This window comes from Janthinobacterium sp. NKUCC06_STL (genome assembly GCF_019345455.1).
In the GTDB taxonomy this organism is placed as follows: domain Bacteria; phylum Pseudomonadota; class Gammaproteobacteria; order Burkholderiales; family Burkholderiaceae_D; genus Janthinobacterium; species Janthinobacterium rivuli.
Map to the genome: position 1 here is coordinate 795,253 of NZ_JAHKQY010000001.1, position 25,979 is coordinate 821,231.

The window sequence follows — 25,979 nt, forward strand, 5'->3', positions numbered from 1 at the left end:
GGTGCAGTAGTATTGATAATTATCAAGTCTTTACATGAATACAATGCTGCCGCCGCGTCTACAATAAGAGGCGTTGCGCGCGCTGAGTCACTGCCAAAGGACCTGCCATGTATAAGAAAATTCTGATCGCCACCGACGGCTCCACCGTCTCCAACTTGACGGCCTGTGCCGGCGTTGCCTTTGCCGAACAGATGCACGCCGACATCCTTGCCGTGTACGTGGCGCCTGAATACCAGTACCCGGTGTACATCGAAATCATTCCACCGAGCTATCCCAGCGAAGAGGAATACCGCATCGCCATGCGCAAGGCGGGCGCCGACCACTGGCAGCCCATCCTCGACGCGGCTGCCAAGCGGGGCCTGCAGGCAACAGGCCTGACGGCCTTTTCCGACAGCCCGGCCCTGAAAATCGTGGAAGTGGCGCAACTGCAGCAATGCGACCTGATCTTCATGGGCTCGCATGGCCGCAGCGGCTGGGGTCAGTTACTGCTGGGCAGCGTCACCAACAAGGTGCTGTCGCACTCGAAATTGCCCGTGCTCGTGCACAGGCTGATCAAGGAACCCGCGGCAAAATAAAAGGTCACATGGCCACGGGGCCAGCGCCATTGCCGGCACACCAAGAAAAAGGCAAAGGCGCGGCCGCTTCAGTTAAAATGACAACGTTTCTCGTTTCTTAACATTTGATTGTCCGGTGACGGACAGAGCAGATTACACGCCACCAGATTGCCCGCCTATGATACGTATTGTGATTGCCGACGACCACACCATCATGCGTGAAGGATTAAAGCGCATCCTTGACGGCGCGCCGGATATCGACATCGTGGGTGAAGCCATCGACGGCTTTGAAGTCCTCAACCACGTGCGCCAGGGCGGCTTCGACCTGTTGCTGCTCGACCTGTCGATGCCGGGCCGCAGCGGTGTCGACCTGATCCGGCAAATCCGCAGCGAGGCGCCCAAGCTGTCGATCCTGATCCTCACCATGCACGAGGAAGAGCAATATGCGGTGCGCGCCATCCGCGCCGGCGCGCAAGGCTATCTGACCAAGGAAAGCGCGGGCACCCAGCTCGTGGGCGCCATCCACAAGGTGGCGTCCGGGCGTCCCTACATCAGCGCCGAGGTGGCGGAGCAACTCGTGCTCAACATCATGATGCCGAATGAAAGCTTGCTGCATAAACAGTTGTCGGATCGCGAATTCGAAGTCTTTTCCCTGCTGGTGGCAGGCAAGTCGATCACGGAAATTGCCAACAACCTGCACCTGAGCGTCAAAACGGTGAGTACGCACAAGACGCGCATCATGCAAAAGATGGGCATGAGTTCGCTATCCGAAATGGTCCAGTATGCCGTCGCGCACCGCCTGCTATCGCCCTTCAAGACGTGATCCTCCCTGGCGCGCGCCCGCGCGCCAACTGTAGGAACAATCCTACCTCACCTACCACAGCTCCTACTGCCATATTCAGCCACTGCTGATATTAATTGCATACGGTTGTTGGCATACTGAAACCAGTAATCAAGTTGCTGGAAAGTTATTTCATCACACAGCAAGTCTTCAGCGAATTGAGCATTACCTGCCTGGACGCGCGCCGCCGACCCTTGCCTGCCCGCCGCCCCGTGCACCCCGTCATTCAACTCTGAACTACCTGTCACCAGGAGATGAACATGCTGTCCACGCAAACGCCCGACACCCGCGCTGCCTCACCATCGCTGGCCCCCTCCTCTCCAATGGAAGCGGGGCGCCAGCGCCAGGGCCGGCTCTGGTCGAACCTGAAGGAGGTGTGCGACCTGCTGCATATCTCCAGCGCCTGCACCATCGCCGCCGACGAACTGTTGTTCCAGCACGTGCAATTCAAGACGGGCCAGCGCGTGCACACCATTGGCCAGCCGTTCGACACCCTGTACATCGTCAATTCGGGCTTCCTGAAAACCGTGCTGATCGATGAATTCGGCAATGAACAGGTACTCAGCTTCCCCATGAAGGGCGACATGCTGGGCGTCGACGGCATCCACTCGCGCCATTACTCCTCGGAAGCAGTGGCCCTGTCCGACTGCGACCTGATCCTGCTGCCGTTCAAGAAGCTGACGGCGCTGGGCAGAGTCCACCTGGAACTGGAAAATGTCATGTACGGCGTGATGAGCCGCGAACTGGTGCGCGAGCAAGCCATGATCGGCATGCTGGGCGCGCTCAGCGCCGAAGCCCGCGTGGCGCGCTTCCTCGTCTCGCTGGCCGACCGCTTCGCGCAGATGGGCTACTCGAGCAAGCTGTTCAACCTGCGCATGACGCGCCATGAAATCGGCAGCTACCTGGGCCTGACCCTGGAAACGGTCAGCCGCACCTTGTCCGCCTTCAATGAAATCGGCCTGATCACAGTTGACCAGCGCACCATCGGCATCAAGGATCCGGACGCCCTGAAAACCCTGCGCCGCCTGCCGCCGTCGCGCTCGCGCGCCAAGCAGCTGGCCGCCGCCAAGCTCAAGGCCGATACCACCGCCGCCGCCAGCGCCTCGGCGCAATTGCTGGCTACCATCTAGCTTCATCCCGATTTCCTCAAGCTTGGCACAGGCTTTGCCCGGCCAAGGCGCACAACGCCTTGCCGGGTCTTTTTTGCCACCCCCGCCTCCCGCGCCGCTCCTGCGGCCTGCTTTGCGCAGCACGATCGTCCACGCTGCCATGTCACCATAAAAAAGCGCGGATTCCGCACAAATAAGCCTTGCTTTTCGGGCCACATTCAACAATAATGCAAATACGAATCATTCTCAACTGAGATAAAGAAAGCCCAACATGCAAAGCTCAAAACCAGCCTTGATCCAGGATGCCGCTACCGCCCACGTCCGTCCTCCCGTCAGCATGGCCCAGCCGGCACGCCGCATTACCAGCGAAGCGCTGCTGCAGCAGGGACGCGAAGTGGAGATTGAGCACAGCGGCAAGATCTATCGCCTGCGCGTCACCCAATTGAACAAGCTGATCCTGACTGCCTGAAGCAGCACGGCAGCCAGTCACCACACTCGCCAGCCAGTCGCACCCCGTGCGCGCAGCCAGCCAAACCACCGCACAGGAGTGTTTGATGGCGAACGACCGACCTTCCCCGACGTTTCCTTCCCCGCAAGGCCAACAGCCTGAATTGCTGCTGTCGGCCGTGCTGCACCTGATGTCGCACTACCATGCGGGCAGTCCCTGCGAGAAACTGGCCGGTGTCATCGAACGCCATCTGCAAGTGCTGTCGGGTTCGCCCGGCCTGGGTCCCGTGCTGCAAGCGACGTGCCAGCAACTGTCGCAACAATGGGCCACCCTGGTGGCGCTGCACAAGCCCGCACCACCCAGGAGCACCCTGCTCGATCGCCTGGCACGCATGCTGAGCGCCAAGCGCCCTGCCTCGCCCCTGCCGCAATAATTTCTTTTCCATCCCCACCGTCCAACAGGATATCGCCATGTGTGACAAAGACCAGTCCCTGCCCGTCATCAGCAATTGTTCCAGCGACGGGGCCGAAACGGCCGCACTCGCTTCGCGCCGCCGTCGGCTGTGGGAACTGTCGCACACCTGCCATTGCCCCCTGGTCGGCGTGGGCTTGCCCTTGGGATACCTGCGCAAGCTGGTGGGCAAGATGACGGGCGGGCGCGTGCTGGCCGACGACTATGAAGTGCACGTGGGCGCCGTGACGGAATGCGGCGCGCGCAACCGCCTGTCCGAAGCGCTGCAAAAGGAACTCGAACGCCGCTACGCCCCCGTGATCCTGCGCTTTCGCGGCGCCAAGACCACGGAGCAGGTAGCGCAACTGTGGCGCACGGCCGTCGCCAACGGCGACGTGTCGGGCGCTTTCTGGGCGGGCCTGACGCACCCGCGCTGCGATGCCGAACTGGAAGAGCAGATGTGCCGCGACTTGCACATGATCCAGCACCAGGCCGGCGCCTGCGTGCGCGCCGACATGGGAAAATTTACGGCCCTGCAGGAAGAAAATGCGCGCCTGACGCACGAACTGGCCAAACTGCAACAGCGCAGCCAGGCCGCACTGATGGAAAAGACGGGCGAACTGGAACGCCAGGAAGCCGTGCTGCTGCGCACGCGTGCCGAGGCGATCGGCAAGGACAGCGTGATCGACGGCTTGCGCGCAGAACTGGCGCAATTGCAGGCGGCCATCCCGGCGCTGGAATCGCGCACGCGCCTGGTCGAACGCCTGGCGCAAATGGATGAGCGCGAAAAGGAATTGCGCCAGCAAATCGCGGAATTGAAGCAGGCCCAGCCGCGCCCGGCCGCTGTCGTACCGCCACCGGCGCCGAAGCTGGAAGTGCCGACCGGCGGCAAGCTGAAAATGCCGATCCGCCTGGTCGATCAAAGCGTCTTGTGCGTGGGCGGACGCAGCGGCAATGTCGCCACCTACCGCGCCCTGATCGAACGGGTCGGCGCGCAGTTTGCCCACCACGACGGCGGCCTGGAAGACAATGCCAACCTGCTCGATTCGAGCCTGGCGGCGGCCGACCTGGTGATTTGCCAGACGGGCTGCATCAGCCACAGCGCCTACTGGCGCGTGAAGGATTATTGCAAGCGCACGGGCAAGCGCTGCGTCTTCATCGACAACCCCAGCATTTCCAGCCTGGCGCGCGGCTTGCAGGAAGTGAGTGGCGAAATGGAGCCGGCCGCGCTGGACGCCGCCGACTAGAGCCTAAGCCTAAGCCTGCAATTCGCGCGCGATGGCCTCGCGCAAGAGCGCATCATCGACCGTGGTGTCGGGCGCGAAACGCCCCACCACCTTGCCATCCTTGCTGATCAAAAACTTCTCGAAATTCCACAGCACGTCGCTCGGCTGCTCCTGCGTGATGCCGTAGCCGGCCAGCTTGGCGCGGAAATCGCTGCCCGGCTTTTCCTGCGCCCGCGGCTGCTCCTGCACCAGGCGCTGGTACAGCGGATGCTGGCCCGGGCCCTTGACGACGATTTTTTCAAACATGGGAAATTGCACGCCAAACGTGCCACGGCAAAAGTCCGCGATCTCGGCATTGCTGCCCGGCTCCTGCGCACCGAATTCATTCGCGGGAAAACCGGCCACCACCAGGCCCTCGGCCTGCTTGTCGGCGTAGAGTTTTTCCAGGCCTTCGTACTGCGGCGTCAAGCCGCAGGCGGAGGCGACATTGACCACCAGCACGACCTTGCCGCGATACGCGTCCAGGCTGGCGGGCTCGCCATTGATGCGTCGCAAGGGAATGTCGTAAATGCTGTCGCTCATGATGTGTCTCCTTGAATGAAACAATCATGATAGCCGTGTGCGCACGAACGCGCTGACGGCGTCAAAAACTCAATACACGTCGCGCCGGTAGCGTCCTTCGGCTGCCAGCGCGTCGAGCGCGGGCCGGCCCAGTATCTCTTGCAGCGCCTGGTCGACGCCGCCCGCCATGCCCGCCAGGCTGCCGCAAATATAGATGGCCGCCCCCTGTTCCAGCCACAGTTTCACCTCGTCGGCATTGCCGCGCAGGCGGTCCTGCACGTAGGTCCGCTCCGCTTGGTCGCGCGAAAACGCCAGGTCCAGGCGCGGCAGGTCGCCGCTGGCGTGCCAGCCTTCAATTTCTTCGCGATAATGGAAATCATGGGCCGCATTGCGTTCGCCAAAGATCAGCCAGTTGCGCCGCTGCCCTGCCAGCACACGGCTTTTCAAATGCCCGCGCAAGCCGGCGATGCCGCTGCCGTTGCCGATCAAAATCAATGGCCGCTGGGCATTGTCTTCCAGGCGGAAGCGTTTGTGCTGGCGCAAGCGCAGCTGCACCACGTCGCCCACCTTGGCTTGCGCCGTCAGCCAGCCCGAGGCCAGGCCCAGACTGCCATCGGGATGCGCATGCTGGCGCACCAGCAGATGCACGCCGCCATCGCGCGGAATCGAGGCGATCGAATATTCGCGCGGCTGCGACGGGTCGGCAGGCGCCGTCACCTGCACCAGGTCGCCCGACTGCCAGTCAGGCAGGCTACCGGCCACGGGCGCCAGTTCCACGTGATAAATGGCGCCGCCAGCGCTGCCAGGGTTGAGGTGGCGCCGCTGCCTCAAACGCCAGTCGCCAAAGGCGGGCGCGCTCCAGTCGGGCGCGTCGCTGGTGCCGGCCAGGTGGCTCAAGTGCTGGAACCATTGCTCGATGGCGGCGCTGGCGCTGCGATCGACTTCGATGCGCTCGAACAGGCGCGACGCGCCCTGTCCCTCCAGCCAGGCGTCGAGCGCGCGGCCGAAGCCGCAGAACTGGCCATAGCTGCGGTCGCCCAGGGCCAGCACGGCGTAATGCAATTGCGGCAGCGCCAGCTCGCCCGTCATCAGGCGGCCCATGAAGGCGGCCGCATTGTCGGGCGCATCGCCTTCGCCATACGTGCTGACCAAAAATAGGGCCCGTTCCGCTTGTTGCAGATCAAGGGCTGTGAGGTCGGCCAGCGCGCACAGGCGCACGGGGATGCCGACCAGTTGCAGGCTCTGCGCCGTTTGCGTGGCCAGTTCCTCGGCATTGCCCGTCTGGCTCGCATACGCCACCAGCCAGGCGGGACTGTTGGCCAGCGCCGCCCTGGCGGCGTCGGACACGCGGCGCTTGGCGCGCGCGCGCAGCCAGGGCGCCAGGCACACGCCCGCATAACTGAGGGACAGGGCGGCCAGCAAGGCCAGCCGCGTCGTATCGTGCGTAAAAATCATGGAATTAATCGTTCATTCGTCGAGCATGGCCAGCATGTGGCTGCTCAGCGTTTCATGGTAGCCGTCGCCGTCTCGCCGCAGGAAGCGCGCGGCCAGACCCTGCTCTTCCGCCAGCGCCATGCCGGCCTCGACACCCAGCACGGTCAGGGCCGTCGACCAGGCGTCGGCCGCCATGCATTCGGCATGCACGACGGTGACGGAAGCGAGTTGATTGGCGATCGGCATGCCGCTGCGCGGATCAATGGTGTGTGAGAAACGCACGGTGCCATCCTGGAAGAAACGCCGGTAGTCGCCCGACGTCGCCACGGAGAGGCCGTGCAGCGCCAGCAACATTTCCGGCGGATGCTGCGCATGATCGGCACTATCGGCGCCATCGACCTGTTCCAGCATCACCCACCATGGCTGACCGTCGGGCTTGCTGCCGGCGCCGCGCAGCTCGCCGCCCACTTCGACCAGGTAATGGCCGATGCCCTGGCTGTCCAGGTAGCGGGCCAGGCGGTCCACGCCATAGCCCTTGGCGATGGCGGACAAATCGAGCTGCAAGCCGCCGGGCTGGCGCGCGCGGCGGGCCGGTAAATCCAGTTCCAGGCGGCGGCGCTGGCGCTGCGCCAGCAGCAAGGCCACGCTATCGTCTTTCGGCGGCAGAAAACCGGGTTCATCGTAACGGTGGCGGGGGCCGAAGCCCCATAGATTGACGAGGGCGCCGGCGCACGGGTCGTACGCGCCGCCGGACGCTTGCGACACGTGCATGGCAAAACCCAGCACCTCGAAAAAGGCGGCGGGCAGGCTGTGCCAGCTGCCGGGCACGGCCCGGTTGAAGCGGCCCAGGTCGGACTCGTCGCTCCAGTGGCTCATTTGCGCCACGACCAGGTCCAGCTGCTGCTGCAAGCCCTGCTGCAAGTCGGCGCTGCCCGCGCGTCCCGGCATGGCGGATTCGAGCAGGCGCACCGACCAGCTGGTGCCCATGGTCAGACCGCGCAAGTCCCGGATCGCGGCGCCGGGCGGCGCGACCTGATCGGAAATATGCTGCGGCAGCAGGACCCGGCGCATCGGCGCTCTCGTGACGATGCCGCCGCTTACTGCGGCAGCACTTCCACGGTGGCCGCGTACGTCATGCGGCGCTCGGGCATGGCGGGCGGCTGGCCGGCCACGGCCGGGGCGGCCGCTGGCCAGGTGCTGCTCAGGTAATACATGCCGGCCGCTGGCACCGTAAACGTGATCTCGCCCTTGGCATCCGTGCTCTGGCGGATTTCACCGAGCACGCCACGGTAGCGCACGCCACCTGGCACCAGGCTGAACGCCTGGTTCGCCGCCGGCTTGCCATCGACGAGGAAGCGCCACGTGGCTTTCTCGCCCGCGCGCAAGTCGTTCGGGTGCGTCACTGGCACGAATTCCAGGCCCACGCCGGTCGGTTTGAACACTTCCGTGCTGGTTTCGCCATTGCTGAAGAAGGTTTCCAGGCGCGCTGCCGTGCGCGTGATTTTCAGCTCTTGCGCATCGGCCGGCACTTCCTTCTTGAACGTCTCTTCGTTGCCGCGGAAACGCTTCTGCTCGCCGTTGAGCTTGTAGCTACCCATCACGTTTTGCGACACGATGGCCGCTTTATACGTGCCCGGCTTTTCCATTTTGACGTCGAAGACGCTGCGCAAACGGCCCGTGACCGTGTTCGCCGGCGTAACTTTGGCGCCGTCCGGACCGATGACTTGCAGCGCGTCCAGGCGCAGCGGCTGGTGGTCGATCTCGAACAGGCCGTCGGAGACGGCCGCATCCACCGTCACCCAGGCGTCCTTGCTTTCCACCATCGTGCTCGATGGCACCATCCAGCCGCGGTGGGCGTGGGCGTTCATGGCCAGGCCGGCCAGGGCCAGGGCGATCAGGGGTTTATTGAATTGCTTGAACATGATGTGCGCCTTATGGTTTGAGTTGGACGACGACATTGCCGAGTTCTTCCTTGCCTTTGGCAGGCACGGACTGGGCCGACTTCAGCGGCCACTGGAACGGCACGCGCACCAGTTCGCGTCCACCCGCTTCGCGCGCCGCTTCCACCACCACCTGGTATTCGCCGGCCGGCAGCTTGTCGAGCAAGGCCTTGGCGCCGGGGAAAGTCAGGGTATGTTCGCCCGGCGCACGCGTGGCGCCGCTGACGCCGTCGACGGGCATGGCCAGGTCGCGGCCGCTCTTGCGCCACCATTGACGCATGTCCTTCAGCCATTTTTCGCCTGCCTTGTCCTTCTTTTTCACGTCATACAGCACCGTCAGATTGCCGACGACCTTCTGGTCCGCCGTTTCCAGCCACGCCGCCACGTAGGGACGGTGGTATTCGGCCACGTTCAATTGCGGGATTTCAAGCTTGAGGGCCAGGTCGGCCGCCATCGCCGACGTACCGATCAGGGGAAGGCCAAGCGCCAGGGAGTAGCGTAATTTCATGGTGTGCCTGTAAAAAGGAAAAAATAAAAACATCAGTGAATAAACAGCAAGGCGATCGCGCAAGGTATCAAGATACCGAGGCCAACCATCGGCCAGGTAAATGGCCGGTTGGCCGCATGGAACTTCAAAATCAGCAAACCCGTCAGGCAAAACACGATGCAGGCGCCGGCAAAAATGTCGATGAACCAGCTCCAGGCCACGCCCGTGTTGCGGCCCTTGTGGACATCGTTGAGCCAGGATACCCAGCCCCGGTCCGTCAATTCATATTCAGCGGCCCCGTCTTCCAGGCCGATGCGCACCCAGGCGTCGCCGCCTGCCTTGGGCAGCGGCAAATACACTTCGTCGATCGACCATTCGGCGGGACGCCCGCCCGCATTGAGCGACCACTGCTGCTTGAGCCAGGCTTCGGCGGCGGCCGGCATCGGTGCGTTGGCGCCATCGTGCTTGGCGGCATACGCGGCCAGTTGCGTGACGAGGGGCGCCGGCAATTCCGCCTTCTGGCGCGTGATGGACGGCTTGGATTCGATCTGGCCGGCGTGGTTCAGAGTGATGCCGGTAATGGCGAACAAAAACATGCCCAGCAGGCAGAGCGCCGAGCTGATCCAGTGCCATTGATGCAAGTTCTTCAGCCAGACGGCGCGGCTGGCGTTGTTCTTGGCCTTGTCCGCGGCGCCAGCATTACCCATCAATTGCTCCTTGCAAGGAGCGGGCCAAGTGGCGCGACAAGTCAGTGTGCTTCATTCCCATCCTTCAATCAAAGTGCATGCTGATATTTTCAAACAAATGATAATGATTATCATTTATTAAGTCAATACATGGGGCGCCCCGCCGGGCCAGCGTTTTGTAACAGCTTTGAAACATGGCGCGAGGCAGGCAGGCCCACGCCACTACGTAAGCTGCCGTACAGAGCCGCTTGCCACACCCGCCTATGCTGTTGTTCAGGACAATCAAACAGGAGCAAGGACATGCAACAGTATTCCAGCGAACAACTGGCCAGCATCGCGGCCAGGATCAAGGACGTCAAATTCGGCATGCTGACCACCAGCGACGACATGCGCACCCTCACCAGCCGGCCGCTGACGCAGCAGCAGGTCGATAGCGAAGGGCACATCTGGTTCTTTGTCTCGGACGATGCCGCCTACACGCGCGACTTGCTGAACAATCCGCAAGTCAATGTCAGCTTCGTCGACACGGGCGACAGCCTGTATGTCTCCGTCTGCGGCCACGCGCAGTTGATGAAGGACCGCGCCAAGGCGGAGGAGTTGTGGAGCCCGCTGGTGAAAGCCTGGTTCCCGGGCGGACTCGACGATCCAAAGCTGTCGCTGATCAAGGTGACGATACAGTCGGCCGAATACTGGGATAGCAGCGCCAGCAAGATGATGCAATTCTATGAGATGGCCAAGGCCGCCATCACGGGCGAGCCGCCGAAGGACCTGGGTGAACACGGCCGGGTCGATCTGTAGCCGAGCCTTCGTGATTTACCCGCGCGCACGCAGGAATGGCCAGCCGGCGTGCGCGAACACGCTTTGCGGCTGGCCCTGTGGGGATGATCAGACCGTCAGGAAGGGAAGCTCAGACGCCCGTACTGCCCGTGGTGTCCGGCGCATCGTCGGCGCTCTGTCGGCTCTGTCCGGCGACGCCGGACTGGTGATGGGGCAAGCGGTCGGCGCGCCGTACTTCGCCGATGGAAAACAGATCGTCGCCGATATCGAGGCCTTGCTCGCTATCGACCAGCACAAAGTTTTCGGCCGAATCGGCCGTGCTTTGTTTGCTGCCCGCCGTGGATGGCGTGCCGCCCTGGCTATTGCCCGCTTGCGGCGTATTCGAGTTGCCCATTATCTTCTCCCTGATCGTGAGTGAGTACCTGAGTGCAGGTTGACTGCGAGGTCATTGCACGGTGATTGCACCTTGCCCGCCCAGCTCATTCATCATAGTCCATGGCTGCTGCATTGCATCAAAATTGTGTGGCAAGCGGACAGATGCGACATGACCAGCGGCGCACCTGCCTGCCGCTGGTCATGCTCACTTACTACTGCTTGCTACTGCTCGTGACTACTTGTTACTGCTTCTTACTGCTTGTTGCGCGACCCCGAACTGGATCCCGAACCGCCGCTTTGCTTGTTGCCACTGTCGCGGTTGCCATCCTGGTTCATGCTGGCATTGTCGCGCGACCCGCTGGAGCTGGAAGCGCTTTGCCGGTTGGCATCGTTCTTGTGGCTTTGGCTGCCTGCGCGGCGTGCCTCTTCCGACGTGAATTCATGCGCCGTGCCTTTTTCATGCGCCGCACGTCCGCCTTCGCTGGCGATTTCGCGCTGCTGGGCGGGATCCATGGAAGCGAAACCCCGTTTGCTGGTATCGCTTTGCTTGTTGCCGCCGCTGCCGCTGCTGCTACTGGTTTTACTACCTTGCTGTTTATTGTCGTTCGATGTGGCCATGATGATCTCCTTGATCGATGGAATCAGAAACAATGCAAAAAAACAATGCAAACCATGCAATTCTTCCCCCTCGCATGGCAAGGGAACAGTCATCTTAGTGCGCACATGGGGCACAAGAAATAGGAGGATGGCAAGAGCGCATGTAGGATGAGTCCCGCCTACGGTAGCGTAGTTACTTTCAGTTTTCCACCAAAAGTACCAGACACTCAGCAGTTAGCGGATAGTGCGAAAATCGCCGCGTCGGCCGTCACGTAGACACGTTCGCCAGCGGCTGGCCGCACCGCATGGCCGCCCGTGAATGCGCCAAACGAGGGCAGGATGGCGCACTGCTGGCCCAGCAGGAAACACGGCAAGCGCAAGCGGCCCCCATGCCGTCCTGTCCCTGCTGCGCGCAAGTGAAACACGGGATGCACGTGGCCGGCCAGCACATAGCCGGGCGCGGCGGTGTCCGGGTGATGGCAGAACGACAGTTTGCCCACCCGATGCGGTTCATCGACCATGCGTATCCCCAGCGCGCCGGCCGGGTCGCCCGCATGGGCATCGTGGTTGCCACGCACCACCGTCAGGCGCAGGCCCGGATGGCGCGTACGCCAGGCCAGCATGGCGGCCACGGTGGCGGGGGCATGCGCGGCGCGCGCATGCAGAAAATCGCCGAGAAAGACGATTTCCTCGCAAGCGTAAGTGGCCAGCAAGGTATCGAGCGCCAGCAGGTTTTGCGTCGTGGTGCCGCGCGGCACGGGCACGCCCAGCGCGCGAAACGCGGCCGCCTTGCCGAAATGGATGTCGGCGATGACCAGCATCTTGCGCTCCGGCCAGTACACGGCCTTGTGCGCCAGCAGCCATACAATCTCACCGGCCAGTTCCACCACGCAGTGCGCCTGCTGCGACTCACTCATGCGGCCGCCTTTTCCAGCGCGCTGACCAGCCGCGCCACCCGGTCCGACAATTTTTCCGTCGTCAGCTGTTCGCGGAAGCGCTCGACCATCAGGCCGAAGGCAAAGGGCGAGGCCCGCTCCAGCGGCTGCAGGGAAATGCGCCGTCCATGCAGCTCGCGCAAGGTGGCGCGCAAGCGCGTCAATTCCAGTTCCTGTTCCAGCACTTCGCGCTGCGCCTGCGTGAGCAGCAAGTTGGCCGCATCGTGCTTGCGGAACACTTCAAAAAACAGCGAGGACGAGGCCTGCAACTGGCGCGCGCTTTTCGGCTGGCCCGGATAGCCCTGGAACACCAATCCCGCGATGCGGGCGATTTCGCGGAAGCGCCGCTGCGACAATTCCGTCGCATTCAGGCTGGCCAGCACGTCTTCCAGCAAGTTGTCCGTGCTGAACAGGGCAATACCGGCGCCGCTGGCACCAATCAACAGCGGAGAAAAATCGATGTCGTCCGCACCCAGCAATTCAAAGCCGTAATCGTTGACGGCGATCGACAAGGTCGCCGGCTGTACGCGCGCGATGCGGTAAGCCAGCAATGACGCCAGGCCCAGGTGCACGGAGCGTCCCGCAAATGGATACACGAACAAGTGGTGGCCTTCGCGGCTGGACAGGGTTTCCAGCAGCAAGGTCGCGCGCGTGGGCAGGCTCGACCATGCCTGCTGGATGGCCAGCAGCGGCGCCAGCGCGCGCATTTCCGGGCCGCTGGCACGGCCTTCCTGCGCCAGCTGCAACTGGTCCAGCACGGCGTGCGCCAGTTCCGACGACAGCGGCATCTTGCCGCCCTGCCAGCGCGGCACGGCGCCGCGGCTGCCTGTTGCGCGCCGCACGTAGGCCGTCATTTCGTGCACGCGCACGAATTCCAGGATGCGCCCGCCAAACAAAAAATGGTCGCCCTGCTTCAGGCGCGCAATGAACGATTCCTCGATGCTGCCGATGCGCCCACCGCCGAGGAACTTGACCTGGATCGCCGCCTCCGAGACGATGGTGCCGATGCTCATGCGGTGGCGCCGCGCCAGCGCCACGTCCGGCACGCGGTACACGCCCTCCTCGTCCGGCAGCACTCTGCGGTATTCCGGATACACGGTGAGGCTTTGCCCGCCGCGCGCGACGAAATCGAGCGCCCATTGCCACTCGTCCAGGGTCAGGTGGCGGTAGGACCAGGCCGCGCGCACTTCCGCGTACAACTCGGGCGACGCAAAACCGCCGCCCAGCGCGATCGTCACCAGGTGCTGCACCAGCACGTCGAGCGGCTTGTCCGGCACGGGCCGCGCTTCCAGGTGGCCTTGCGCCAGGGCCGCGCGGGCAGCAGCCGCTTCCAGCAATTCCAGGCTGTTGGTGGGCACCAGGGTGACACGCGAAATGCGCCCCGGCGCATGGCCGCTGCGCCCGGCCCGCTGCACCAGGCGCGCGATGCCTTTCGCGCTGCCCACTTGCAGCACGCGCTCGACGGGCAGGAAATCGACGCCCAGGTCCAGGCTGGAAGTGCAGACGACGGCTTTCAGCTCACCCGATTTCAGGTGCTGCTCGACCCACTCGCGCACTTCGCGGTCCAGCGAACCGTGGTGCAGGGCGATCAGGCCGGCCCAGTCCGGGCGCGCATCGAGCAGGTGCTGGTACCACAGCTCGGCCTGCGAACGCGTGTTGGTAAACACCAGGGTGGTGGCGCTGCCCTCGATCTCGGCAATCAGCGGTTGCAGCATCTGGATGCCCAAATGCCCGCCCCAGGGAAAACGCGTGGGATTGACGGGGATCAGACTGTCGACGAGGATGCGCTTTTTGACTTTCCCTTCCACCAGCACGCCGGCATTTTCCTCGCCCAGCAAGACGTCCTGCGCCTGCCGCAAATTACCCAGGGTGGCCGACAGGCCCCACGTCATCAACGTATCATTCCAGCGGCGCAAGCGGGCCAGCGCCAGCTGCACCTGCACCCCGCGCTTGCTGCCCATCAATTCATGCCACTCGTCGACGATCACCGTTTCCAGCAGGCTGAATCGTTCGCGGGCATCCTCCTGGCTCAGCATCAGGGACAGGCTTTCCGGCGTCGTGACGAGCACCTCGGGCCAGGCCTTCGCCTGCCGTGCGCGCTGCGCGGCGCTCGTGTCGCCCGTGCGCGCCTCGATGCGCCAGCCGGGTGCAAGCTCGGCGCCAGACGCTTGCAGGGCGCGCACGGTGTCGGCCGCCAGCGCCCGCATGGGCGTGATCCACAGGACGCGCAAGCCCTGTTTTTTAGCTTTGCGCGCCAGCCGCTCGGCGCGCAGCAAGGCGCCAAACCAGACGGCATAGGTCTTGCCGGAGCCCGTGCTTGCATGCAGCAGGCCGGGCTGGCCCTGTGCTGCCGCACGCCAGACGGCGCGCTGGAACGGGAACACGGTCCAGCCGCGCGCAACAAACCATGCATCGATGCGCTGCGCCAGCGCGCTTTTGTTCATCGCTTGCTCATGTGTTTTGCGCCAGCATGGCCTTCAAGGTGGCCAGGGTGTCCGCATCGGCGATGGCCTTGTCGTCACGCCGGCGCAGAATGCGGGGAAAGCGCACGGCGATGCCCGCCTTGTGCCGGCTGGACGCGGCGATGCCTTCGAAGCCGATCTCGAACACCATCGTCGGCTTGACGCTGCGCACGGGGCCGAATTTTTCTATCGTCGTCTTGCGGATGGCGGCATCGACTTGTCCGATCTCCACGTCAGTGAGGCCGGAATACGCCTTGGCGAACGGCACCAGCTTGCGTTCCCCTTCCTCAACGTCATCCCACACGGCGAACGTGTAATCCGTGTACAGCGACGCGCGCCGGCCGTGGCCCGCCTGGGCGTAGATCAGCACGGCATCGACGGCATACGGGTCGATCTTCCACTTCCACCAGGTGCCCACGTCTTTCGTGCGGCCTACGCCATACGCGGCCGACATGGCCTTGAGCATCAAGCCTTCCACGCCACGCGCCCGCGATTCGCTACGGATGGCCGCCAGCGCCTCCCAGCTTGCCGCCGCTATGCGCGGCGACAAACGCAGCGCGGGAGAGTTCACGCCGGCCACCACGCGTTCCAGCAGCGCGCGGCGCTCGATCTGGGGCAGCTGGCGCACGTCCACGCCATCGAGTTCCAGCACATCGTAGGCCACGAGCACGGCCGGCAACCCGGCCAGCAGCTTGGGCGACACGCTCTTGCGGCCCATGCGTTGTTGCAGATCGGCAAATGGCGCCGGCACGTCGCCCGGCTGCCAGACGAGGATTTCGCCATCGAGCACGGTGCCTTCGGGCAAAGTCAGCTGCGCCAGTTCGGGAAAGCGCTCCGTGATCAATTCCTCGCCGCGCGACCACAGCCAGTTCACGCCTTCGCGGCGCAGCAGCTGGGCACGCATGCCGTCGTATTTCCACTCGGCCAGCCAGTCGCCGATGTCGCCCAAGTTCTCCGGCCCCGCCTGCAAGGGGTGCGCGAGGAAAAACGGATACGGCTGGCCGCCGCGCAGCGCATGTTCGCCATCGGACTGCGCGGCGATCAGTTTGAGAAAACCCGCGCCCGTGGGGCTGACCTTGCCATCGGTCCAGCCCATCAGGCGCTGGGCGATCAGCTTGCTGTCGACGGCGGCAATGGACGCCAGCGCACGCGTCACCAGCAGTTTCGACACGCCCACGCGAAAGCCGCCGCCGATCAGTTTGATCAGCAGGAAGCGCTCGCGTGTTTCCAGCTCGTCCCAATAGGCCAGCAAGTCGACGCGAATGGTCTCGGGCGGCGCGCCACGCAACGGTGCGATGCGCTGCTCGACCCACTCGGCCAGGCCGACGTCGCTGCGCTTGGCGGGCGCGGGCAGGATCAGGGCGATGGTTTCGGCCAGGTCGCCCACGGCGTGGTAGGCCTCGTCGAACAGCCAGGCGTCAAGGCCAGCCCGCTCGGTCGCATACTCGCGCAGCAACTTGGTGGGCACGGCCTGGCGCGGCTTGCCGCCGGCCAGGAAGTACACAGCCCAGGCCGCATTCTCGGGCGAGGCGCCGCGAAAATAGGCTTGCAGGGCCGCCAGCTTGCGGCTGGTGGACGTGGTCTCGTCGAGTTCCGCATACAGCCGGGCAAAGTCACGCATGGGGCGCTGCCTCCTGCTGTGTCACTACGCCGTCTTCCGCCTCGTCGTCGCCATATTCCGTCTCGAAGCCGCCCGCCTGCCAGCCGTTCTGCTGCAGCCAGCGCACCATCACGGGAATCGCGCCATGCGTGACGATGATGCGTTCGGCCTGCGTGGCCTTGATCGCTTGCATCAGGCCAGGCCAGTCGGCATGGTCGGACAGCACAAAACCCCGGTCCACGCCACGCCGCCGGCGCGCGCCGCGCAGCAGCATCCAGCCGCTGGCGAACGCATCGCTGTAGTCGCCGAAGCGCTTCATCCACGGCGAACCGGCAGCCGACGGCGGCGCGATCACCATCGCCGTCTTCAGGGCCGCCTTGTCCGTCACGTCGCCCACCATCACGGTGGCGGGCAAGGCCACGCCCGATTCGCGGTAGACCTGCGTCAAGGCCTGCGCCGCGCCATGACAGATGATGGGACCGATGGAAGAATCGAGCCCGGCCAGGATGCGCTGCGCCTTGCCGAAGGCATAGCAGAACAACACGCTGGTGCGCCCTTCGGCCGCATTCCTGCGCCACCACTGGTTGATGTCATCATTGATTTCCTGTGGCGCCTGCCAGCGGTAGATGGGCAGGCCGAAGGTCGATTCCGTAATAAAAGTATCGCAGCGCACGGGCTCGAACGGTACGCAAGTGGGGTCGGGCTGCAGCTTGTAGTCGCCTGACGCCACCCACACTTCGCCGCCGTGTTCCATACGCACCTGGGCCGAACCCAGCACGTGGCCGGCCGGATGCAGCGACACGCGCACGCCGTGATGGTCGATGCTGTCGCCATACGCGAGGCCCTGGATGGACACGGCGCCCAGGCGCGCGCGCAATACTTGCTCGCCGGGCGCGGCGCACAGGTAATGCCGGTGGCCAACTCTCGCATGGTCGGCATGCGCATGCGTGATGATGGCGCGCTCGACGGGGCGCCACGGGTCAATGTAGAACTGACCCGGCACACAGTACAAGCCTTCCTTGCGCACCACCACCATGTCTGCCATGCCCTGCCCCCTGCGTTAAAAAAAGCGCGTTGGAATGGGCTGATTCTAGCGCGCTTGCGCCAGATCACTGTTCGGCAGCGCACCATGGCTTCACGCGGGGACGACGAACTCCGCCATGAAGGTGCGCGTGGTGTTTTCCGGAAAGGTAATCGTGACCTGGTCGCCCGCCACGGACAGCACGGTGCCGATCTGGTAGCGCGGTACGCGCACGCGGCTGCCGACAGCGATCTGGGGCGCTGGCGCGGGCGGCGGCGCTTCAGCAGGCGCTGGAGGGAACTCGTCGAGGGAGATGGGCGCGGCCAGCGCGGGCGGCGACTGGCAATTGTCGCAGGTGCAGCAGCGCTCAAAATCGTCCGCATCGCCCGCATCGCCCGCATCGCCAAAATAATCGAGCAGCAGTTTCCAGCGGCACAGACCGCTTTGCGCATACGCCACCATTTGCTCGAGCGCCTGCTTGTCGCGCTCCTGCTTGTCGACATAGATCTGCGCCAGTTGCGCATACGGGGGCGTGGCGGACGACGGCGCTGTCAAGCGGTAGCCCAGCTTGCGGTCCTGGCGCAGCAGCTTGCCGTCCTTTAACAATTTCAGGCAGACCTTCAAGTGGCCGTCGGAAAACTCGGGCAAGCTGGACGCCAGCGCAGCGAACGCAAACGTGGCTGGCAATGTTTGCGCGGCCGCCACGATGGCCGCCAGTTCTTCCGCCGTGGGATAGTGCTTGGCAAGAAAGAATTGCTGCACCCGCTTGTCTTCCTGGAAATACAGCAAGGTGCAGTCGGCGGGCAAGCCGTCGCGCCCTGCCCGGCCCGATTCCTGGTAGTACGCTTCCAGGTTGGCCGGCACCTGCAAGTGGATGACGAAGCGCGTATCGGGCTTGTCGATGCCCATGCCGAAGGCGTTGGTGGCCACCATGATGCGGCGTTCGCCATTCATGAACAAATCCTGGTTGTGCTTGCGCTCGCGCGCCGCCAGCTTGCCGTGGTAGCACGTGGCGCTCTCGCCCAATTCCTCCAGCCGCGCCGCCAGGTCCTCGACGGCCTTGACGGTGGCCGCATACACGATGCCCACGCCGGCCGTCTCGCGCAGCAGGCGCAAGACTTCGTCCTGTTTTTCCGCGGCATTCGTGACCTGGATCACGCGGTAGCGCAAATTGGCGCGGTAGATGCCGGTATTGATGACCTGCAGCTTGCGCGCTTCCAGCTGCGTGTCGATATCGTCGATCACTTCCCCTGTGGCCGTGGCCGTCAGCGCCAGCACGGGCGGACGGCCCAGTGCGCGCAGGGCGGCCGCGATTTCCAGGTAGGCGGGACGGAAGTCGTGGCCCCACTGGGAAATGCAATGGGCTTCATCGATGACGACCAGGCTGGGCGGCGCACTGGCCAGCATGGACAGAAAATCGGCGCTGGCCAGGCGTTCCGGCGTGCAAAAGATGATGAGCCTGCCGCCCTGGCTGATGCGGGCGATGGCCTCGTCCTCTTCGGCGCGCGACAGGCTGCTGTTGAGCTGCACGGCCGTGATGCCCAGTTCATGCAGCTTTTCCAGCTGGTCTTTCATCAGCGAAATCAGCGGCGACACGACCAAAGTGGCGCCCGGCAATAGCGCGGCGGGTAGCTGGTAGCACAGCGACTTGCCGCTGCCGGTGGGCATGATGGCCAGGGTGTCGCGCCCGGCCAGCACACTGCCGATGACGTCTTGCTGGCCCGCGCGCAGCCGCGTCACGCCAAAGACCGTGCGCAGCAGACGCTGTATGTGCTTGCCGGACTTGCCGGATTGGTTCGCAGTAGCCTGCATGATTGCCATCCCAAAAGTAAAAGCGCCATGCCGGCGCCCTTGCGCCTGGCTGCAGTTACTTTACGGCCGGGCCTGGCGCGCCGCCATAGGACGGCTGCCACAGCCCGTGTAGGACTTCAAGAAGTAAACAGGATGGCCCAGAACAGCATCAGCAAGCCGGCAATCGACACGCACCAGACGAGCGTGCGCACGACGGGCACGCCAAACGCGTACAGGGGTAAATACAGCACGCGCGCGGCCAGGTACAGGGCGGCGCCATACAGGGTGAGCGCGCTTTCCTGCGCCGTCACGTGGGCGATCAGCACGGCGGCGGCGAACAGCGGCAAGGTTTCGAACAGGTTCGCCTGGGCCCGCCGCAAGCGGGCCGTGATCTTGCCCACGGGCGGCCCGTCGCCGTCGCGCGCGCTCACGTTATAGGCCGTGCCCGTTTCGCGCGTGCGAAACAGCGCGGGCAGGAGGATTTGCACCAGCGCCAGCACCAAAGTACAAGCCAGCATCGTCAGTTCAGGGGTCATGCCTTACCTCTGCGGGTGAGACGGGCAAGCCGTGCCGGCGCGTGCCCGTCAGGGTTGGTCGAGTGCCGCTTGCAACTCCATCAAATCATAAGGCTTGCGCAAGACGCTGGCGGAAAAGCCCAGCTCATCCATCGATTCCTTGCCATAGCCGGTGGAAAAGATGATGCGCATGTCCGGTTTGTCGCGCAACACCATGCGTGCCAGCGCGATGCCGGACATGCCGGGCAGGCTGACATCCGTAAACAGGATATCGAAGTCTTGCTCGTTGAGCAATTCCCACGCCGCCTCGCCATCGGACACGCCGCTGACCGTGTGGCCCAGCATGCCGACCAGTTCGCACACCATCAGCTGGGAATCGAGATTGTCTTCCACCACGAGTATTTTCATCGATGTCGGCATGTCACCCTGCGGTGTTGGCGCATGGCCCGTCAAGTCCAGCCCCGGCGTACCACCGCCCAGCACGCTGGACGCCGTGCTGCCGTCTGCCTGAATGCCGGCCACCGGCGCGCCGGACCGCTCAAACTGGCGCGCACGCATTTGCTGCTGGCGATTGGCCAACACATGGCGCAGCTTGCGTGCCAGCTCTTCGCGCCGGTATGGTTTGCTGAGCAATTCCACCCCCGCGTCCAGCCTGCCCTCGTGCACGATGACATCCTGCGCGTAGCCCGAGGTAAACAGCACGGCGATATCGGGCTGCAATTGGCGCGCCTGCAGCGCCATCTCCGTGCTGCTGACGGGACCGGGCATGATCACGTCCGTAAACAGCAAATCGATCTGCGCGCCGCTATGCAGCACGGCCAACGCGCTTTCGCCATCCTCGGCCTTGAGCACCTGGTAGCCCAGCGCACCGAGCATGTCGACCACGGTGGTGCGCACACCGACGTCGTCTTCCACCACCAGCACCGTTTCCGTGCCGCCCGTGACGACGCCGCTCAATTCCAGTTCCTCGTCCGCTTCCGCCATCAGGGAGCGGGGCAAATAAATTTTGACTCCCGTGCCCACACCAGGTTCACTGTAAATGCGGATATGGCCGCGGCTTTGCGTGACGAAGCCGTACGCCATCGACAAACCCAGGCCCGTGCCCGCACCTTCCGGCTTCGTCGTGAAAAACGGCTCGAACGCGCGCTGCAGGACGGCGCTGCTCATGCCGCGGCCCGTGTCCGTCACCGACAGCATCACGTACTGGCCGGCAGGCACGTCGACCAGGTTATGCACATACTGTTCGTCGAGCACGACATTGCCCAGCTCGATGGTCAGCTTGCCCGCGCCATCCATGGCGTCGCGCGCATTGATGGCCAGGTTGAGGATGACGTTCTCGATCTGGCTGCGGTCGATCAGGGTATTCCACAGCCCGCCGCCGCCCACCAGCACGATGTCGATCGCTTCGCCCAGGGCGCGCCGCAACAAGGCATCCATGTTGCGCACCACGCGCGCCAGGTCGGCCACCACGGGCTTCAAGGGCTGGCGCCGCGCAAACGCCAGCAAATGCGACGACAGTTTGGCACCCCGCTCGACGGCGGCAATCGCCGTGTCCAGGCGCTGGCGCATCAAGCCATCCGCGCCCGCCAGATGATGCAACAAATGCAAATTGCCGGAAATGATTTGCAGCACATTATTAAAATCGTGCGCGATCCCCCCTGTCAGTTGCCCCACGGCTTCCATCTTTTGCGCCTGGCGCAAGGCGTCTTCGGCCTTGGTGCGCTCGTTGACTTCCTGTTCGACCCGGTGCTCGAGCGTTTCGTTCAATTCATGCAGCGCTTTTTCCACGCGGCGCCGGTCCGTGATGTCCGTCTTGACGGCGATCAAGGAACGCGTATGACCCTGCTCATCGACCAGGCGGCTGACATTACTCGACACCCACACTTGCGAACCATCGGGTTTCAGGTAGCGCTTTTCCAGCGAGAACGACTCGCCCGTTTCCACCAGGCGCTGGAACAGCACGCTGTTGCCAGGCACGTCCGCCGGATGCATGATGTCATTCATGTTCAGGCTCAGCAGTTCTTCGGCGGAACGGCCCAGCATGCAACACAGGGCGCCGTTAACCCGCTGAAAACTGCCATCAAGGCCCAGCTCGGACAAGCCCACCGACGCCTGGCCGAAAATGGCCGCCATGCGCTCCTGGCTGGCGTTCAGTTCATCCTCGATCTGGCGCCGCTCCGTCACGTCGAACGACACACCCACGTAGCGGCGCTGGCCCGGCACACGGCCGGCCACCACCTCGCCCTGGCGCGCGATCCAGCGCAGCGCGCCATCGGCAGGGCGGCGGATGCGGTATTCCACGTATTCGAGGGGATTGGGCGCCAGAGCAAGCTTGCTGGGCCCGACCTTTTGCTGGTCGCGCGCATCGACCAGGCTTACCAGCAGGCGTTCCGTCACTTCTTCCTCGTCGGCAATGCCCCACAGGCGGCGGAAGGTGGGCGACACCAGCATCGCGCCCGTCTCGGGGAACCATTCGAAGGTCCCGATGCCACCGGCCTGTTGGGCCAGGCGCAAGCGTTCCTCGCCTTCCATGCGCTCGGTGACGTCGATGCCTTCGACGAGGATGCCCGTGACCGCGCCCTCGTCATCCTTGATGGGCTGGTAGACGAAATCGATCTGGCGCTGCCCCGTCTGCCCATCCGCCGTCTGCAAATCCACTTTGACCTGGCGCCCCTCGTAAGGTTCGCCCGTGCGGTAGACCTGGTCGAGCAGTTCGATGAAACCTTGCGCCTTGACTTCGGGCAAGGCCACTTCGACTGTCTTGCCCAGTAAATCGCGGTGCCCCACGAGGCGCAGATAATGCTCATTCGCCAGTTCGAACACGTGCTGCGGTCCGCGCAGCAGAGCCATGAAGCTGGGCGCCTGCTGGAACAGGGCGCGCAGCAACGCACGCTCCTCGCCCAGGCGGCGGTTGGCCGCGCGCACGGCTTCGCTCTCGGCCTGCAATGTGGTGTTGAGTTCGCCCAGCTCGGCCGTGGCCAGCTTCAGCTGGCGCCCCTCTTCCATGCGCGCCGTCAATTCCAGCGCCGTGCACAGCACGCCATCGATCTGGCCGTCGGCGCCATGCACGGGCGTGTAATACAGGTCGAAACAGACGTCCGCGCGCTGGCCATCGCGCAACAGCGGCAAACAGCATTCGCGGTGCACCTGCGTCTCACCGCGCAATCCCGCATCGAGGATGCGCGCGTTCCAGTCCCAGATCTCGGGCCAGACGGCCGGCACCGTATCGCCCAGCGCCGCCGGATGGCGCGCCCCGGCGATGTGGATGTAGTCGTCGTTGTAAATCATCACGTGCTGCGGGCCCCACATCAGCACCATCGCCATCGGCGAATGGAGCACGATGTCGACGCTGGTGCGCAAATGGGCAGGCCAGCCATCGAGCGGGCCCAGGCTGGTGGCGGACCAGTCGCGCTGGCGCACCAGTTCGCCCATGCTGCCGCCGCCACGCGGCCAGGCTGGCGCGCTCATGTGGACAGTCCCGCTTGCACGCGCACCTGGCACTGGCGCGGGATGCGCACGGTCACCAGCGTGCCCTGCGCAGCCGTCGAAGTGAGCTCGACCGTGCCACCGTGGGCCTTGACGAACATGTTGACCGTGTACAGGCCCAGCCCCAGGCCCTGCCCCGTCTTGCGCTTCTCGCCCGCCTGCTGGAACGGTTCAAACAGGGTCGGCAGCAAGGCGGCGGGGATGACGCCGCGATTGGCGATGCGCAATTGAATGCTGTCCGCGTCGCGTCCGTCCAGGGCCAGTTGCACCGGCGCGCCCGGCTCGCCATGCGTGAGGGCATTGTTTAACAGATTCGAGATGACTTGCGACAGCAGGCCCGCATCGCAGAGCCCGTGCAGCTCGCCGACACTGCTGACCTCGACAAGGGTGGCCTGGCCGGCCGTCTCGAACTCCTCGACGATGGCGCGCGCCAGCGCCAGGTAGTCGTGCGTGCTGCTGCGCAACTCCATCGTGCCGGAACGGATGCGCGCCAGGTCCAGCAACTGGTCGACCATGCGCGCCATGCGCTTGGCGCTGCTTTCGATGCGCTGCGCCGTGACGACCACCTTCGGGTGGTCGCTCATCATCGGCAACAGCATGGCGCCATTCATCACCACCGACAAAGGCGTGCGCAAATCGTGGCCCAGCACGGCCGTGAACAGTTCATTCAGGTGCAATGCATGCTTGAGCTCGTCGAGCTGGGCCGACAATTCGCGTTTCTGCTGGTACAGCTGGACCAGCACGGCCACCTTGCTTTGCAAGGCTTTCACGTCGATGGGCTTGTAAAGAAAATCGACGGCGCCCGCCTCGTAGCCGCGGAAGCTGTAGCTCGGTTCGCGCGACGCGGCCGTGAGGAAAATCAGGGGGATGCTGCGCGTGCGCTCGCTGCCGCGTATCAGCTCGGCCAGTTCAAAGCCATCCATCTGGGGCATTTGCACGTCGATCAGGGCCACTGCGACCTCGTGCGTCAACAGCAATTCCAGCGCTTGCGCGCCCGAGCTTGCCTTCAGGATGACAATACCGGGCCGTGCCAGCACGGCTTCGGCGGCGACCAGGTTTTGCGCGATGTCGTCAACGACGAGGATATGGATAGGTGCGGTCACGGGGTCATCTTCAGGCATCGCAACGGCAAGATGCCATCGTGTTTCGATATGGACATAAACATTGTTTCAATTCTCACATATATTACACGCACTGCACTATTTCGATTCACTTGTGTTCGCCATCGCCGAGCAATGCCAGGCTGGCAGCCATCTGCGGCAAATCGAGCACGCGGTCGGCGCCGGCCCGCTTGAGCGCGGCCGCCGGCATGATGCCACAACTGGCCCGCTGCGGGTCTTGCACCCAGGCACTGCCACCCAGCTGCCGCACGCGCGCCAGGCCCGCCGCGCCATCGGCCGAGGCGCCCGTCAGGATGATGGCCAGCATGGCGCGCCGATAGGCCAGGGCCGCCGTTTCCAGCAGGACATCGATGGACGGGCGCGAAAAATACACGGGCGCTTCCTGCGACAGGGAAAAACAGCCATCGGGTTCCACTTGCAGGTGGTAATCGGGCGGGGCAAAATACACGGTGCCCGCTTGCAGCGGCTCCTTGTCCTGCGCCTCGCGCAAGGGCAGCTGGCAACGTTCCGCATACAGATGCGGCAACTGGCTCGAGCGGCCAGGCGCCAGGTGCAGCACCACCACGACGGTGGCGCGGCAGGTGGCGGGCAAGGCGCGCAGCACGATGCCCAGCGCTTCCACGCCGCCGGCCGAGGCGCCGATGGCGATCAGGCGCAGGCCGGCGGGCGGTGGCGCCACGTCGCAGCTTGGCAGCATGTCAGGCACGCTGGAAGATGCGTTCCGCCGGGCTCAGCTCGTTGAAGCTGGCCGCATGGCGGCTGAAATGCAGGCTTTCCTTCATGCCCAGCCCCAGGAAGCCCCGGTTCACCAGTGCTTCGTGGAACAGGCCCAGGCTGCGGTCTTGCAAGTCTTTATTGAAGTAAATCATGACGTTACGGCAGGAAACCATGTGCACCTCCGAAAACACGCTGTCCGTCGCCAGACTGTGGTCGGCGAAGACGAACTGGCGCCGCAAGCGCCGCTCAAAGATGGCGCCCTTGTAGGCCGCCGTGTAATAGTCGGACAGCGAGCGCTTGCCGCCGGCCAGCTGGTAATTCTCGCTGAACTGGGCGATGCGCTCGATCGGATAAATGCCCGCTTCGGCGGCGGCCAGCGCTTCCACGTTGATGTCCGTCGCGTAAATCATGCTGCGCTCAAGCAAGCCTTCCTCTTCCAGCAAGATGGCCAGCGACCATACCTCTTCCCCGCTGCTGCAGCCGGCCACCCAGATCTTGATGGAAGGATAGGTATGCAGGATGGGCACGACTTTTTCGCGCAAGGCGCGAAAATAGGCGGGATCGCGGAACATCTCGCTCACTTGCACCGTGAAAAACTGCAGCATCTGCGCGAACATGGCCGGCTCGTGCAAGATGCGGTCCTGCAATTGCGACAGGCTGGCGCAGCCGAAGCGCTCCATGGCCTGGCGCATGCGCCGGCGCAGCGATGCCACGGAATAATCGCGGAAATCGTGCTGATAGCGCAGCAGTATTCCCTCAAGCAATAACTTCAGTTCTATATCGAAAATATCGTCATCTAACAACATCCACCTCATCGGATACCGGACCGTTGAACACGGTACAACC

The 25,979-nt window shown here is 64.0% G+C and carries 25 protein-coding genes; 7 read left to right on the plus strand and 18 right to left on the minus strand.

Annotation, left to right across the window (positions count from 1 at the left end):
- Positions 1-107 precede the first annotated feature (107 nt).
- The 6 genes from KO539_RS03590 to KO539_RS03615 all read left to right on the plus strand — a co-directional run bounded on the left by KO539_RS03590 (position 108) and on the right by KO539_RS03615 (position 4,649).
- Entirely contained in the window at positions 108-575 is a 468-nt protein-coding gene (locus tag KO539_RS03590; RefSeq protein WP_035821061.1) for a universal stress protein, read from the plus strand.
- Between the two features lie 157 nt (positions 576-732).
- Positions 733-1,377, plus strand: a complete 645-nt coding sequence (locus KO539_RS03595) for a response regulator transcription factor (RefSeq protein ID WP_034783426.1) — start codon at positions 733-735, stop codon at positions 1,375-1,377.
- 341 nt (positions 1,378-1,718) lie between these two features.
- Complete coding sequence (locus KO539_RS03600; RefSeq protein ID WP_035821063.1) at positions 1,719-2,525, plus strand: Crp/Fnr family transcriptional regulator; 807 nt, start codon at positions 1,719-1,721, stop codon at positions 2,523-2,525.
- Positions 2,526-2,775: 250 nt separating this feature from the next.
- Positions 2,776-2,973 carry a hemin uptake protein HemP gene (gene hemP / locus KO539_RS03605; protein WP_034750559.1) on the plus strand — a complete coding sequence of 66 codons (198 nt, stop codon included), beginning with the start codon at positions 2,776-2,778 and terminating at the stop codon, positions 2,971-2,973.
- A gap of 85 nt (positions 2,974-3,058) precedes the next feature.
- Positions 3,059-3,385, plus strand: coding sequence for a hypothetical protein (locus KO539_RS03610; RefSeq protein ID WP_219307351.1), 327 nt, complete (start codon positions 3,059-3,061; stop codon positions 3,383-3,385).
- Between the two features lie 37 nt (positions 3,386-3,422).
- The gene (locus tag KO539_RS03615) at positions 3,423-4,649 is read left to right on the plus strand and encodes a DUF2325 domain-containing protein (protein WP_219307353.1); all 1,227 of its coding nucleotides are present in this window, start codon (positions 3,423-3,425) and stop codon (positions 4,647-4,649) included.
- A gap of 9 nt (positions 4,650-4,658) precedes the next feature.
- Here the strand turns inward: KO539_RS03615 and KO539_RS03620 are convergent, their stop codons facing one another.
- The 6 genes from KO539_RS03620 to KO539_RS03645 form a co-directional block, all read right to left on the minus strand.
- Positions 4,659-5,210, minus strand: coding sequence for a glutathione peroxidase (locus KO539_RS03620; RefSeq protein WP_176388981.1), 552 nt, complete (start codon positions 5,208-5,210; stop codon positions 4,659-4,661).
- Between the two features lie 69 nt (positions 5,211-5,279).
- Positions 5,280-6,644 (minus strand): sulfite reductase subunit alpha, encoded by a 1,365-nt coding sequence (locus KO539_RS03625; protein WP_219307355.1) that lies wholly within the window; start codon positions 6,642-6,644, stop codon positions 5,280-5,282.
- Positions 6,645-6,656: 12 nt separating this feature from the next.
- Complete coding sequence (locus tag KO539_RS03630; RefSeq protein WP_219307357.1) at positions 6,657-7,694, minus strand: FAD:protein FMN transferase; 1,038 nt, start codon at positions 7,692-7,694, stop codon at positions 6,657-6,659.
- A 26-nt stretch (positions 7,695-7,720) separates the two neighbouring features.
- On the minus strand, positions 7,721-8,545 hold the full coding sequence (locus KO539_RS03635) for a DUF4198 domain-containing protein (RefSeq protein WP_099403642.1): 825 nt from the start codon (positions 8,543-8,545) through the stop codon (positions 7,721-7,723).
- Between the two features lie 10 nt (positions 8,546-8,555).
- Entirely contained in the window at positions 8,556-9,071 is a 516-nt protein-coding gene (locus KO539_RS03640) for a DUF2271 domain-containing protein (protein WP_099403641.1), read from the minus strand.
- Positions 9,072-9,103: 32 nt separating this feature from the next.
- On the minus strand, positions 9,104-9,757 hold the full coding sequence (locus tag KO539_RS03645; RefSeq protein WP_035821075.1) for a PepSY-associated TM helix domain-containing protein: 654 nt from the start codon (positions 9,755-9,757) through the stop codon (positions 9,104-9,106).
- Between the two features lie 279 nt (positions 9,758-10,036).
- Here KO539_RS03645 and KO539_RS03650 point away from each other — a divergent pair, with 279 nt between their 5' ends.
- A complete protein-coding gene (locus KO539_RS03650; protein ID WP_219307359.1) occupies positions 10,037-10,534 on the plus strand; it encodes a pyridoxamine 5'-phosphate oxidase family protein in 498 nt (165 codons plus the stop codon).
- 109 nt (positions 10,535-10,643) lie between these two features.
- Here the strand turns inward: KO539_RS03650 and KO539_RS03655 are convergent, their stop codons facing one another.
- The 12 genes from KO539_RS03655 to KO539_RS03710 form a co-directional block, all read right to left on the minus strand.
- Positions 10,644-10,907, minus strand: coding sequence for a hypothetical protein (locus KO539_RS03655; RefSeq protein ID WP_219307360.1), 264 nt, complete (start codon positions 10,905-10,907; stop codon positions 10,644-10,646).
- A 233-nt stretch (positions 10,908-11,140) separates the two neighbouring features.
- Positions 11,141-11,506 carry a KGG domain-containing protein gene (locus tag KO539_RS03660; RefSeq protein ID WP_219307362.1) on the minus strand — a complete coding sequence of 122 codons (366 nt, stop codon included), beginning with the start codon at positions 11,504-11,506 and terminating at the stop codon, positions 11,141-11,143.
- 206 nt (positions 11,507-11,712) lie between these two features.
- The gene (gene pdeM, locus KO539_RS03665) at positions 11,713-12,402 is read right to left on the minus strand and encodes a ligase-associated DNA damage response endonuclease PdeM (RefSeq protein ID WP_219307364.1); all 690 of its coding nucleotides are present in this window, start codon (positions 12,400-12,402) and stop codon (positions 11,713-11,715) included.
- Positions 12,399-14,864, minus strand: coding sequence for a ligase-associated DNA damage response DEXH box helicase (locus KO539_RS03670; RefSeq protein ID WP_219307366.1), 2,466 nt, complete (start codon positions 14,862-14,864; stop codon positions 12,399-12,401). The genes pdeM and KO539_RS03670 overlap by 4 nt, the downstream gene beginning before the upstream one ends.
- 7 nt (positions 14,865-14,871) lie before the next feature.
- Entirely contained in the window at positions 14,872-16,503 is a 1,632-nt protein-coding gene (locus KO539_RS03675) for an ATP-dependent DNA ligase (protein WP_219307368.1), read from the minus strand.
- Positions 16,496-17,527 (minus strand): ligase-associated DNA damage response exonuclease, encoded by a 1,032-nt coding sequence (locus KO539_RS03680; RefSeq protein ID WP_219307370.1) that lies wholly within the window; start codon positions 17,525-17,527, stop codon positions 16,496-16,498. The genes KO539_RS03675 and KO539_RS03680 overlap by 8 nt, the downstream gene beginning before the upstream one ends.
- A gap of 90 nt (positions 17,528-17,617) precedes the next feature.
- Complete coding sequence (locus KO539_RS03685; RefSeq protein ID WP_219307372.1) at positions 17,618-19,315, minus strand: ATP-dependent DNA helicase RecQ; 1,698 nt, start codon at positions 19,313-19,315, stop codon at positions 17,618-17,620.
- Positions 19,316-19,431: 116 nt separating this feature from the next.
- Positions 19,432-19,830, minus strand: a complete 399-nt coding sequence (locus tag KO539_RS03690; RefSeq protein WP_176388990.1) for an MAPEG family protein — start codon at positions 19,828-19,830, stop codon at positions 19,432-19,434.
- 48 nt (positions 19,831-19,878) lie between these two features.
- Complete coding sequence (locus KO539_RS03695; RefSeq protein ID WP_219307374.1) at positions 19,879-23,277, minus strand: PAS domain S-box protein; 3,399 nt, start codon at positions 23,275-23,277, stop codon at positions 19,879-19,881.
- A complete protein-coding gene (locus KO539_RS03700) occupies positions 23,274-24,398 on the minus strand; it encodes a hybrid sensor histidine kinase/response regulator (RefSeq protein ID WP_219307376.1) in 1,125 nt (374 codons plus the stop codon). Before KO539_RS03700 ends, KO539_RS03695 begins: the two co-directional genes overlap by 4 nt.
- Before the next feature lie 106 nt (positions 24,399-24,504).
- On the minus strand, positions 24,505-25,113 hold the full coding sequence (locus KO539_RS03705) for a chemotaxis protein CheB (RefSeq protein ID WP_035821099.1): 609 nt from the start codon (positions 25,111-25,113) through the stop codon (positions 24,505-24,507).
- A gap of 1 nt (position 25,114) precedes the next feature.
- Positions 25,115-25,939 (minus strand): protein-glutamate O-methyltransferase CheR, encoded by an 825-nt coding sequence (locus KO539_RS03710; RefSeq protein WP_200880276.1) that lies wholly within the window; start codon positions 25,937-25,939, stop codon positions 25,115-25,117.
- Positions 25,940-25,979 lie beyond the last annotated feature (40 nt).

What these genes read in the sequence shown, in the direction of transcription:
- KO539_RS03590 (WP_035821061.1), top strand. Translation starts at nt 108, where the DNA reads ATGTATAAGAAAATTCTGATCGCCACCGACGGCTCCACCGTCTCCAAC.
- KO539_RS03595 (WP_034783426.1), top strand. Translation starts at nt 733, where the DNA reads ATGATACGTATTGTGATTGCCGACGACCACACCATCATGCGTGAAGGA.
- KO539_RS03600 (WP_035821063.1), top strand. Translation starts at nt 1,719, where the DNA reads ATGGAAGCGGGGCGCCAGCGCCAGGGCCGGCTCTGGTCGAACCTGAAG.
- hemP (WP_034750559.1), top strand. Translation starts at nt 2,776, where the DNA reads ATGCAAAGCTCAAAACCAGCCTTGATCCAGGATGCCGCTACCGCCCAC.
- KO539_RS03610 (WP_219307351.1), top strand. Translation starts at nt 3,059, where the DNA reads ATGGCGAACGACCGACCTTCCCCGACGTTTCCTTCCCCGCAAGGCCAA.
- KO539_RS03615 (WP_219307353.1), top strand. Translation starts at nt 3,423, where the DNA reads ATGTGTGACAAAGACCAGTCCCTGCCCGTCATCAGCAATTGTTCCAGC.
- KO539_RS03620 (WP_176388981.1), bottom strand. Translation starts at nt 5,210, where the DNA reads ATGAGCGACAGCATTTACGACATTCCCTTGCGACGCATCAATGGCGAG.
- KO539_RS03625 (WP_219307355.1), bottom strand. Translation starts at nt 6,644, where the DNA reads ATGATTTTTACGCACGATACGACGCGGCTGGCCTTGCTGGCCGCCCTG.
- KO539_RS03630 (WP_219307357.1), bottom strand. Translation starts at nt 7,694, where the DNA reads ATGCGCCGGGTCCTGCTGCCGCAGCATATTTCCGATCAGGTCGCGCCG.
- KO539_RS03635 (WP_099403642.1), bottom strand. Translation starts at nt 8,545, where the DNA reads ATGTTCAAGCAATTCAATAAACCCCTGATCGCCCTGGCCCTGGCCGGC.
- KO539_RS03640 (WP_099403641.1), bottom strand. Translation starts at nt 9,071, where the DNA reads ATGAAATTACGCTACTCCCTGGCGCTTGGCCTTCCCCTGATCGGTACG.
- KO539_RS03645 (WP_035821075.1), bottom strand. Translation starts at nt 9,757, where the DNA reads ATGGGTAATGCTGGCGCCGCGGACAAGGCCAAGAACAACGCCAGCCGC.
- KO539_RS03650 (WP_219307359.1), top strand. Translation starts at nt 10,037, where the DNA reads ATGCAACAGTATTCCAGCGAACAACTGGCCAGCATCGCGGCCAGGATC.
- KO539_RS03655 (WP_219307360.1), bottom strand. Translation starts at nt 10,907, where the DNA reads ATGGGCAACTCGAATACGCCGCAAGCGGGCAATAGCCAGGGCGGCACG.
- KO539_RS03660 (WP_219307362.1), bottom strand. Translation starts at nt 11,506, where the DNA reads ATGGCCACATCGAACGACAATAAACAGCAAGGTAGTAAAACCAGTAGC.
- pdeM (WP_219307364.1), bottom strand. Translation starts at nt 12,402, where the DNA reads ATGAGTGAGTCGCAGCAGGCGCACTGCGTGGTGGAACTGGCCGGTGAG.
- KO539_RS03670 (WP_219307366.1), bottom strand. Translation starts at nt 14,864, where the DNA reads ATGAACAAAAGCGCGCTGGCGCAGCGCATCGATGCATGGTTTGTTGCG.
- KO539_RS03675 (WP_219307368.1), bottom strand. Translation starts at nt 16,503, where the DNA reads ATGCGTGACTTTGCCCGGCTGTATGCGGAACTCGACGAGACCACGTCC.
- KO539_RS03680 (WP_219307370.1), bottom strand. Translation starts at nt 17,527, where the DNA reads ATGGCAGACATGGTGGTGGTGCGCAAGGAAGGCTTGTACTGTGTGCCG.
- KO539_RS03685 (WP_219307372.1), bottom strand. Translation starts at nt 19,315, where the DNA reads ATGCAGGCTACTGCGAACCAATCCGGCAAGTCCGGCAAGCACATACAG.
- KO539_RS03690 (WP_176388990.1), bottom strand. Translation starts at nt 19,830, where the DNA reads ATGACCCCTGAACTGACGATGCTGGCTTGTACTTTGGTGCTGGCGCTG.
- KO539_RS03695 (WP_219307374.1), bottom strand. Translation starts at nt 23,277, where the DNA reads ATGAGCGCGCCAGCCTGGCCGCGTGGCGGCGGCAGCATGGGCGAACTG.
- KO539_RS03705 (WP_035821099.1), bottom strand. Translation starts at nt 25,113, where the DNA reads ATGCTGCCAAGCTGCGACGTGGCGCCACCGCCCGCCGGCCTGCGCCTG.
- KO539_RS03710 (WP_200880276.1), bottom strand. Translation starts at nt 25,939, where the DNA reads ATGTTGTTAGATGACGATATTTTCGATATAGAACTGAAGTTATTGCTT.